This is a genomic window from Acidithiobacillus sp., assembly GCF_027322205.1.
In the GTDB taxonomy this organism is placed as follows: Bacteria; Pseudomonadota; Gammaproteobacteria; order Acidithiobacillales; family Acidithiobacillaceae; genus Acidithiobacillus.
Map to the genome: position 1 here is coordinate 1 of NZ_DAHVHY010000072.1, position 10204 is coordinate 10204.

Consider the following 10204-nt stretch of genomic DNA (forward strand, 5'->3'; position numbering starts at 1 on the left):
CCTCCTCCTGTACACAGAGCAGGCGTAGCGCCGAGCAGCGCTGTCCGGCAGAACGAAAAGCCGAGGCGACAACGGCATCCACCACTTGCTCCACCAGCGCCGTCGAGTCCACGATCATGGCATTAATACCGCCAGTCTCCGCGATGAGGGGAACGATGGGCCCCTCTTTCGCCGCCAGGGCTCGGTAGATATGTCGCGCCACCCCCGTGGAGCCGGTGAAAATCACCCCCGCGGTCAACGGGTGATTTACCAGCGCGGCACCCACGGTTTCGCCGGGGCCCGGCATCAGGGCCACCACGTCGCGCGGAACCCCCGCCTCCCAGAGCAGTTCCACAAAGACTCTGGCAATGGCCACGGTTTGTTCGGCCGGTTTGGCGGCAACACTATTACCCGTCACGAGCGCTGCAACCACTTGCCCGGCGAAAATAGCCAATGGGAAATTCCACGGACTGATGCAGACAAAAACGCCACGCCCGCGCAGACGCAAGGTATTGGTCTCCCCCGTTGGCCCCGGCAGCATTTCCGGGCGCATCAAGGCGGTCGCCTGGATCGCATAATAGCGACAAAAATCGGCCGCTTCCCGCAGTTCTGCCACCGCATCACCAAGGGTTTTGTGCGCCTCGCGCAGGAGCAGCGCAAGCAGGACTTCACGGCGGGACTCCAACAGGTCGGCGGCGTGCGTCATGATCTCGGCACGCCGTTCCACCGGCACCATATCCCAACGCGGCTGCGCGGCATGCAAGGTACGCAGGAGCGGGTCCATCTCCTCGGGGTGGATCTCCGCAGATGTCGGCACGCGCAGAGCCAAAGCGGCCGCCGTTACCGGATTGCGTTCGTTCGCATAAGTCATGTCCATCCCTTGGCTATTGGGGCGAATCTGGCCCTGGAGGGTGCCGTATATATCGCGCGGCGCCGCCAGCGCAACGTCATCGGCCCGCCAGAGCGGGCTAACCAGCAGGTCATCGGCGGCTACCTGGTGATTCGCCAATTGATGCATAAAAGAGGTGTTCGCACCGTTTTCCAGCAGACGCCGCACCAGATAAGCGAGCAGATCCCGATACCGGCCGACGGGCGCATACACCCGCAAGGACTGTATCGCGGAGTGACGCAAGACCTCGCGATAAACACCCTCACCCATGCCATGTAAACGCTGCATCTCAAAACGGGTGTCGGGAGACGCCGCTGCCAGCTGGAGCACCGCAGCAATAGTCGCTGCATTATGGGTCGCAAACTGCGGATACACCAACGCCTCTGGTCCGACAGCATGTTCCAGAAGCTGTGCCGCACAAACCGCGTAGCTGATGTCGGTATGATGTTTGTGGGTAAACACGGGATATCCGGCGAGCCCCATTTCCTGTGCCCGCTTGATCTCGGTATCCCAGTAGGCTCCTTTGACAAGGCGTAACATCAACCGGCTCTGATTGCGCCGCGCTCGCGCCAGCACCTCGCTGATTACCTCGGCCGCACGCGTCTGATAAGCCTGGACGGCGATTCCCCAGCCATTCCAGCCGGCGGTCACGGGGTTGCGGGCCATTTTCCGCTGGACCGCATCCCAAAGGTCCAACTGCAATTCGAGGCGATCACTTTCCTCGGCATCCAGAGTGAGATTCAGCCGCCCCCGCGCCGCCACTTCCGCCAGTTGTCCCAGTTTAGGCAGCAGTTCGGCCCACAGACGCTTCCGCTGACTCTCTTCATAACGGGGATGCAAGGCCGATAATTTGATGGAAATGCCATCCCGCTGTTCAGGTCCCCCGGAACCCGGCTGCATCGCCAGGGACTGCAGTGCCGCCTGGTAAGCAGCCGCGTAGCGCGCGGCATCCGCGCTATTACGGGCACCCTCCCCCAACATGTCATAAGAATAACAGAGGGCCGGTCGACGCTTACGAACGTCTGCCGCGCGTCGACGCGCCTCCACCAAATCCTGACCAAGCACAAATTGCCGACCCAACAGCGCGATGGCGCGCACTGCGGCGGTGACCACCGTATTCATACCCAGCCGTTGTACCAGAGTGGCGGTCTCCCGTTCCGCCAGCAGTCGGCGCGACAGAATCAAAATACGTCCGGAAATCTGGGTCACCCAGGAATGATTCTCTGCTCCGGCGAAGCGGACTTGGCCTAACTGATCGGCAGCCAGCAGCGCCGCGGTGCCCATGTCAGGCACCCGCAGCAGTGCTTCCGCCAGACGCATCAGGGCCAGCCCCTCCGAACTGGTGATGGGGTATTCGCGCAGTAAGGATTCCAGCGCCCAAAAAGGCGCCGGGTGTTTGCGCACGGCATCCACCCAGGGCCGCGCCATGGCAACGACCTGGGGCCAGTCCAGTGGACCATCGAGCGCGCCGAGTAACACAGTCACCCGCTCTCCCTCATCGCGACAGGGCGGTGGCAACAACCCTGCTTCTGTGCGCTCTTCCGACTCGGGGATGATTTCGGCTACCGGAAACATGCCCTTCAGTACAACGCGCTCATGAGATCTCAATCGGCACGGTAAAAGTCAGGGCCTTGTTCGGCATGCTGCGCGTATAGGCCGGGAACGATGTCGCGCTCAAGGCGCGTAAAGCCGCCCGGCGAATCAACGGATTGGTGGTGCCGCCCACCACCCGTACCGTAAACGCCTTACCGCCGCCCGGCGACACCCGGAAGGACACCACAACCGTACCGTGGAGATGCAGGCGTTTGATGATCGCCGAAATACGCAGATTCTGCTTTACCAGCGACCGGGCTCCGGATCCATAGGCGCCAATTCCGCTGTAGACGGGTGCCGGTGCGGGTGGCGCGGGTATGGGGGGCGATGGTGGGGTGACCGGGACCGGGGGGACCGGGACCGGGGGCGGCGGACGATGCATCACCGGTGGGCTGGGCGGTGACGGCGGTTGAATGGGTACCGGTGCCGGACGATGCACCACGGGTCGCGGTGGGATGGTGGGCTTGGGGGGTACCGGTTTGGGCGGCACCACCTTCGGTGCGGGCGGCGGGGGCGGCGGCAAAGTCACCATGCGGACCGATACCACCTTCTTAACGGGCTTGGGGGTCGGCGGGGTCCTGGGCATGGACATCAACCCCACCACGATTCCTACCTCTACCAGCACTGCGGCAACAACGGCATATTTAAAATGCGGGTTGCGGTCACCCCGGTGCTCCGGTGGCAGGTATCCGGGGAGAATGGCGCTATTCATGCCTTTGCCTGTGTCGCGATGCCAATACTGGTGACCCCTGCCTTCTGACAACGGTCCATGACGCGCACGAAATCCTGGAAGGGAACCTTTTTGTCCGCCGCAATGGTGACGTCCGTCTTGGCGACATCCCCGTCGCTGGCCAGCATTTGTTGCAGCGCATCCAGACCCATGGGTTTGCCCTTCACCACCACACTACCGTCGGTTTGGATGTTCACCACAAAGTGTGGATGCGGCAGCGCTTTGGATTGACTGGACGTGGGCAAATTCAGCTTGAGCCCTTTGTCGGTAATCATCTGCAAGGCGATCATGATGAAGAAGACCAACAGGAAAAGCATGACATCGATCATCGGAATGATCTCTACCCGGCCTTTTTTACGCGGACGACGCTGTGGCAACATGGGTCAACCCCCTTTTTCAGGATGCCGCGCGTTGTGGCGTGATCGCTGATGCGCTAGCGGCGGCTTTTGCGGTCCGTGCGGCAGGCTTCGCCTCCGGAATAGGGTTGATGGGATCGGGACCGGAGGTCGATGGCTCCTCGTTGACCATCGGTGCGCCATCCATACGGTTCATCAACACCACCTTCAGGGATTCCATCTGGTGAATGATTTTCTCGATCGTATTGTTGAAGGCGTTGAAGCTGATCAGACCGATCATGGCGATGAAGAGGCCCGAAGCGGTGGCGATCAGGGCGTCGGCGACACCACCGGTGACTGCTGTAGGGTTATGTCCCGGTGCCGCGAGGATGGAGAAGGCGTGGAACATGCCGAGAATGGTGCCAAATAACCCGAGCAAGGGAGCCAGGGTGACGATGGTATCGAGAATCCACAGGCGTTTATCGAAACTGGGGGTGGTCAGGAAGATGGCCTCGTCCAGGCGATTGGAGAAGCCTTCGCCCCGGGCGCTGCCGTAATGATGGACCATGCCATAGTAGCGCAGTGCCACCGTCAGGAGGCTTTCTTCCGGAAGACCTGCCGAACGATCCACCAGGGCCTTCAGATCGTCCCGGTACAGCTTGCCGTGCCCGGAAACGGTCAGAAGGGTTTCCTTGCCTTTGTGGATCGCTTTGCGCAGGTACCAGCCGCGATCAAAAACCACCGTCAGTTCAATCAGCAGCAACAGCATGAGCAGATATAACACCCCATCGGAATAATTGGCCAAGTGCACAATATAGGATAAGGACATGTGCGTAGAACCTCCGTAGACATGGTATTGGCGGGCAACAAGCCGAACCGCGAAATCCGGAACCGCATAATAGTCACCCCAATGCAGAAGCATGATTCGCGCCATGTGTATCGTTCAATTTCAACAATGCTGCCGCCTGCAGAAAGCCAGTGCCGCTTGACGGCCGAAAATGGATCGGTAAACCAGCCTCCGGAACAGCGCATTCCCCATTATGAGGCAATGTCATGGTGCAATCGCACCAAAGTAATGCATCCATGACGCAATACCGTCATGAGTTGTTCAGAGCTGCCGTTATATCCATAAATCCGGTAAAAATCAGCAATAGTTAGACTATATGGTCACAGATAGGCTGGAAATTCAGCCTCACAACAAAAACTGGCATACTTCATGCTTATTTACCAAATGGTTGGTATTATGAAGGCTTAACGACCGATTTTTCTCATGGCTAGAGGTAAACGTGATGAACGAATCCCGTAAGACTGACACTACATATAACTCATTAAAATTATTAAATATTTATCGATATACACCTGAGAGAAGCCTTATCCTGGCGGCACTCATGGCTGCTAACGCGCTGGTTTCTGCGCACGCCACTGGCATAGCGGTAAATCCAAACTCTGCGGCCAAGACTACCAAGGCTATTAAGCTGAAAAGTATTGATAAGAAGTATCAAAAACTGTTGGTAGGTGAAAAAAATATTGCTTCGGCCATGTCAGTGATTAGTCACGAGCAGATCAAGGCAGCGAGTTCGGCTGCATCAATATACAGCATTCTCAAATTGACGCCGTCCGTAAATGAATATCAGCAGAATATTGGACCATCTATGCCGACACTGACGGTGCGCGGCGTACGCATGAGTCAGCTCGCGCAGACCTTGGATGGGATACCGATGACCAGTCTCCTCTCGGGCGGGGAAGGCGCCCTTAACAGCTACGGTATTGGCTCGTTGGTTTCCACTGGCCAGGTGGCGGGGATCCATGTCTATCCGGGCGTGGCTCCTCCTGATCGGGGTGGATTCGCTACCATCGGCGGTACCATCAACTATCAAACAAAACAGCCGACCGACAAGCAGTACGCCGACCTCTTCACCCGGATCGGATCGTTCTCGACCGATGTGTACGGCGTACAGCTCAACTCCGGCATCATCCCGCACAGTGGTGGCCTCAAATTGTTAGCGCGTTATAGTCAGACGGAAACAGCCGGCTATATACAACACACACCCGCTCGCTATGCGGACTTCTTGTTCTCTGCGGTGAAACCCTATGACTATGGCCTGTCGAAAATCTTCGCGACCCTGCTCTACAATCGCGGCAATGGGTATGAGTCAGACTACGGGGGCTACCCGGTGGCCTTGCAGCAGAAAAATGGCCTCTACTACAATGTGCCTTTGTCGCAGACCAGTACCCAGCAGTTCAACCATTATCTCACGGCGATTGTCGGAGATAGAACCTACATCAACCGCCATGTGATCGCCAGCGCGCGGGTTTTTTACATCCATAAGTCCAGCAAGTTTGAAGCACAAACCAATCCCGCTGTGATCGGCTTCAACTATCCCTACCAGAATAACTACTACACTCCAATCGTCTACGACGGGTATCTCGGTGGTCCCGGTGCGGCCCACCACGACTTTTCCTATAATCCTGTGCAGACTTTTGGCAGCTACATCTCCGGCGAAGCCGCTGGGATCAACTACACGAACTCGGACACCATTGGCTTTGCACCAAAAGTGAATTTCTTCCTGCCACACAACGACATTAGCCTCGGCGGTTTGATCGCCGAGGAGACGAATCATTCCTCTCAGTATGTCTATGGCACACTCAATATGCCGCAGATCAATGGTTATAATGCCTATGAATATGGACTCCGGGGCCATCGTGCTGTCTATAGCGGGTATCTACAGGACAAGATCAATCTATTGAACGATACCCTGCATATCGAGCCAGGAGTCACTCTGACGGGTGTGAGTTCGAGTAACTATATTCCGCAGAACGTGTACGCGACGCCTGATCACGCATACACACTGGGTAACTACGACAAGACCATTTTGCCGTATCTTGGGGTGTCTTATGACGCCACCAAAAATATCATCGCTTATGCCAGCTATGGTAAAGGCGCGCGCTTTGCGCCCGTTGGCGACTACACCTTGGGGGGGACAGGAAGTACAACAACAGCGCCTGGACCAGAAACAGTGAATGCCTATGAGGCAGGACTGCGTTATATCAGCAAAAGACTTTATGTCAACTTCGATGGTTTTTTACAAGATGAGCATGGCGCGTTCTCATTTGTGACACTGCCCGCTGAAAATCTGTCCTTGTATACCAATGTTGGCAAACTCCAATACAAAGGCCTGGAGGCATCTGGTAAGTATCTGCTGACACAGCATTTAACAGTTGCAGGCAGTTTGTCCTATACCCAAGCAAATTATAAAAATAGCTACTTCGCGGCGGATACCGCCTCGTCAGTCCAGTACGGATATGTCTTGGCCGGAGACCCGTTGGCGGATGTTCCCAACTGGCTAGGTAATCTCTCACTGACCTATAATAGAGGAAACTTCACGGGTCAATTACTCGGCAGTTATACGGGCACCATGATAGGGACCAATGCCCCGCCATTACCACCGGCGGTATCCGCGGCGTCCGGAATCCCGGATCTTGCGGGGTGGACAACACCAGACTCCGCGGTGCGATTCGGGAATTATTTTATAATGAATCTGTCCGCCGCCTACAAAATTCCGATACACGAAGATCACCTGAAATGGCTGAAAGTAACCCTAAATATAGATAACTTACTGAACAGACACTATTATGCGCACTACGATCAGATTTATAAGTTGTTGCTGGCAAAACCAGCACCAGGAGCCAGTCCGTTCTACGTCGCCTATCCTGGTATGCCAAGATTTATCGAGCTTGGACTAGAAGGTCGATTCACTTAGCAGTGACTATCAGTATCCATTCGAGGGTCCTTCGATCGCGTACCACTACGCAATATTCATGATGTCTACGTACGGCCAAAAGTACATGGTTATAAAGGCGTTTTTCGCGCGTATCGACATGTCCTGACAAAAATATTTACCTGCCGGTCCTGTCTAAAGCATACACACAGGTAAAACGCCTACCGTGGCGCAGCCCTTTCAGGCACTTGTCATGACCGCCATCCTTGCCCCAGAATCGCTGCTTATGACGAAAGACTCCATGAATCCCTTGTTGGAAACTTTGCAGGCTTATCCTTTCGAGCGTCTGCGCACGCTGCTGGCGGGCGTGACACCGACGGACAAGGAGCTCATCGACTTCTCCATCGGTGAGCCGCGTCACCCGGCGCCGGCTATCGTCAGTGAAGCGATCATTGAGCACCTGCATGGTCTCGCCGAGTACCCCAAGGTGCTCGGCGGCCTGCGTTTACGGCAGGCCATTGCCGACTGGGCCACCCGGCGCTTTGCCCTGCCCGCTGGTTTTCTCGATCCGGAGCGGCATGTCATTCCCGCCAACGGCAGCCGCGAGGCCTTGTTCAGCATCGCGCAGGCGGCGCTGCCGCCTTGTCAGACCCCCAAGCTCCTGGTCTTGTTGCCCAATCCCTTCTATCAGATTTATGAGGGTGCTGCCTTGCTCGCCGGGGCAGAGCCCTATTATCTGAACTGCGATGCCAGCGGGCAGCCGGACTTTGCCGCCGTAAACGAATCCGTCTGGGCACGCACTGCACTGCTTTACGTCAACTCTCCCCATAATCCCACAGGGGCGACCCTGTCTCTGGAGACGCTGGGCTGGCTGATTGCCAAAGCCCGACAACACGGCTTCCTGCTCGCCGCCGACGAGTGCTACAGTGAGCTCTACCCCGAGGGACAGGCGCCTGCGGGTATTCTGGAGGCCGCCGCGGCAACCGGCAGTCTCGCGCAGGTGCTGGCTTTTCACAGCCTCTCCAAGCGCTCCAGCATCCCCGGTGCGCGCAGTGGTTTTGTCGCGGGTGACGCGGATATTCTCAAGGCTTTTGTCCGTTACCGGACCTATCTGGGTGCCGCCACGCCGCCCTTCATTCAGGCCGCCGCCATCGCCGCCTGGCAGGATGAGCAGCATGTGCAGCATACCCGTGCCGATTATGCCCGGAAGTTTGCCGCCGCCCATGATATTCTCGGTGCGGTGCTGCCGGTAGAAACGCCCGCCGGCGGCTTTTATCTCTGGCCACGGGTGGGGGATGGCGAAGCCTTCGTTCGCGCCCTCTACGAGGCAGAGCATGTACGCTGTCTGCCCGGCGCTTATCTGGCGAGGGATGCCCACGGCGTCCACCCCGGTAAGGATCGGGTCCGCATCGCGCTGGTCGGCAGCCTGGAAGATTGCGTCGAGGGCCTGCAGCGCATGCGTCATTTTTTGGACAGTCACCCCATTTCAACTTTATAACAAACAATCATCAAGGAGTTCGTGTGAGCCAGAGTCTTGCCACCATTATCGACGCCGCTTGGGAAAACCGGGCGGAGATTTCCCCCAAGCAGGCTCCGGCCGAACTGCGGGAAGCCGTGCATCAGACCATCGAAGGGCTGGACAAGGGCGTCCTGCGGGTAGCCGAAAAACGCAATGGCCAATGGGTCACCCATCAATGGATCAAGAAGGCGGTGCTGCTTTCCTTCCGTTTGCAGGATAACGCCCGCATTCCAGGGGGCGAGACTAATTTTTACGACAAGGTGCCGGGCAAGTTCGCCGACTATAACAGCAACGATTTTCGCACCGGCGGTTTTCGGGTAGTGCCCCCCGCCACAGCGCGGCGCGGGGCCTTTATCGGCCGCAACTGCGTGCTGATGCCCTCGTTCGTCAACATCGGCGCCTATGTGGATGAAGGCACCATGGTGGATACCTGGGCTACCGTCGGCTCCTGTGCCCAGATCGGCAAGAATGTGCATCTCTCCGGCGGTGTTGGCATTGGTGGCGTGCTGGAGCCCTTGCAGGCCAATCCCACCATCATCGAGGACAACTGTTTCATTGGCGCCCGCTCCGAAGTCGTAGAGGGTGTGATCGTCGAAGAAGGTTCGGTGATTTCCATGGGCGTCTTCATCGGCTCCAGCACGCGCATTTATGATCGCGCAACCGGCGAGATTAGCTACGGACGGGTGCCCGCCGGTTCGGTGGTGGTTTCCGGCAGCTTGCCTTCCAAAGATGGCAGCTACAGCCTCTACTGCGCCGTCATCGTCAAGCAGGTGGACGCCAAGACCCTGGGCAAAGTCGGCATCAACGCCATTCTCCGCGACATCTGAAGGAGCGCCCCCATGGGCAAAAGCGCGGTACTGGAACTGGCAGAAAAACTGATTTCCCGTCCCTCCGTTACGCCGGAGGATGCGGGCTGTCAGGATCTGATGATCGCCCGGCTGGAGGCTATCGGTTTCCGGGTGACACGCCTGCCCGCCGGGGGGGTGGAGAACTTCTGGGCGGAGCGCGGCAACGCCGGTCCGCGTCTTTGTTTTGCGGGACATACGGATGTGGTCCCCAGCGGCCCGCTTGCAGAATGGCAGAGCGACCCCTTTCAGCCGACCATCCGCGATGGCATGCTCTACGGTCGTGGCGCCGCCGATATGAAGGGCAGTCTTGCCGCCAAGATCGTCGCCGCAGAACGCTTTGTCGCCCTGCATCCGGGGCATTCCGGGCGTCTCGCCTTTCTGATCACTTCCGATGAAGAAGGCATCGCCACCCATGGCACACGGCATGTGGTGGACTGGTTACGGGAACATGGGGAGACCATCGACTGGTGCGTGGTGGGCGAACCCTCTTCCGAAAACATGCTGGGCGATGTCATCAAAAATGGCCGGCGCGGCTCGCTGAACGGACGTCTGACCGTGCAGGGTATACAGGGTCATGTAGCCTACCCCGACA

General features: G+C 57.7%; 8 protein-coding genes. 4 read left to right on the plus strand and 4 right to left on the minus strand.

From position 1 onward, the window contains the following. From M7F93_RS09865 to M7F93_RS09880, 4 genes are all read right to left on the minus strand, one after another. The coding region (locus tag M7F93_RS09865; RefSeq protein ID WP_298172708.1) for a proline dehydrogenase family protein at positions 1 to 2443 on the minus strand (2443 nt) is incomplete at its 3' end. Positions 2444 to 2462: 19 nt separating this feature from the next. Continuing rightward, complete coding sequence (locus M7F93_RS09870) at positions 2463 to 3173, minus strand: energy transducer TonB (RefSeq protein WP_298172711.1); 711 nt, start codon at positions 3171 to 3173, stop codon at positions 2463 to 2465. Next, positions 3170 to 3571, minus strand: coding sequence for an ExbD/TolR family protein (locus M7F93_RS09875; RefSeq protein ID WP_298172714.1), 402 nt, complete (start codon positions 3569 to 3571; stop codon positions 3170 to 3172). Before M7F93_RS09875 ends, M7F93_RS09870 begins: the two co-directional genes overlap by 4 nt. A 16-nt stretch (positions 3572 to 3587) precedes the next feature. Next, a complete protein-coding gene (locus M7F93_RS09880; RefSeq protein ID WP_298172716.1) occupies positions 3588 to 4355 on the minus strand; it encodes a MotA/TolQ/ExbB proton channel family protein in 768 nt (255 codons plus the stop codon). A gap of 460 nt (positions 4356 to 4815) precedes the next feature. Between M7F93_RS09880 and M7F93_RS09885 the strand changes: the two genes are divergently transcribed. From M7F93_RS09885 to dapE, 4 genes are all read left to right on the plus strand, one after another. Continuing rightward, positions 4816 to 7287, plus strand: a complete 2472-nt coding sequence (locus tag M7F93_RS09885) for a TonB-dependent receptor (protein WP_298172721.1) — start codon at positions 4816 to 4818, stop codon at positions 7285 to 7287. Between the two features lie 211 nt (positions 7288 to 7498). Next, the gene (gene dapC, locus M7F93_RS09890) at positions 7499 to 8743 is read left to right on the plus strand and encodes a succinyldiaminopimelate transaminase (protein WP_463670970.1); all 1245 of its coding nucleotides are present in this window, start codon (positions 7499 to 7501) and stop codon (positions 8741 to 8743) included. 23 nt (positions 8744 to 8766) lie between these two features. Then, entirely contained in the window at positions 8767 to 9591 is an 825-nt protein-coding gene (gene dapD / locus M7F93_RS09895) for a 2,3,4,5-tetrahydropyridine-2,6-dicarboxylate N-succinyltransferase (protein ID WP_298172724.1), read from the plus strand. A 12-nt stretch (positions 9592 to 9603) separates the two neighbouring features. Then, positions 9604 to 10204: succinyl-diaminopimelate desuccinylase (gene dapE / locus M7F93_RS09900; RefSeq protein ID WP_298172727.1), on the plus strand; the 601-nt coding region annotated here is incomplete at its 3' end.

Excerpts from the sequence above, each read along its gene's own strand:
- M7F93_RS09870 (WP_298172711.1), bottom strand. The coding sequence starts at position 3,173 with ATGAATAGCGCCATTCTCCCCGGATACCTGCCACCGGAGCACCGGGGT.
- M7F93_RS09875 (WP_298172714.1), bottom strand. The coding sequence starts at position 3,571 with ATGTTGCCACAGCGTCGTCCGCGTAAAAAAGGCCGGGTAGAGATCATT.
- M7F93_RS09880 (WP_298172716.1), bottom strand. The coding sequence starts at position 4,355 with ATGTCCTTATCCTATATTGTGCACTTGGCCAATTATTCCGATGGGGTG.
- M7F93_RS09885 (WP_298172721.1), top strand. The coding sequence starts at position 4,816 with ATGAACGAATCCCGTAAGACTGACACTACATATAACTCATTAAAATTA.
- dapC (WP_463670970.1), top strand. The coding sequence starts at position 7,499 with ATGACCGCCATCCTTGCCCCAGAATCGCTGCTTATGACGAAAGACTCC.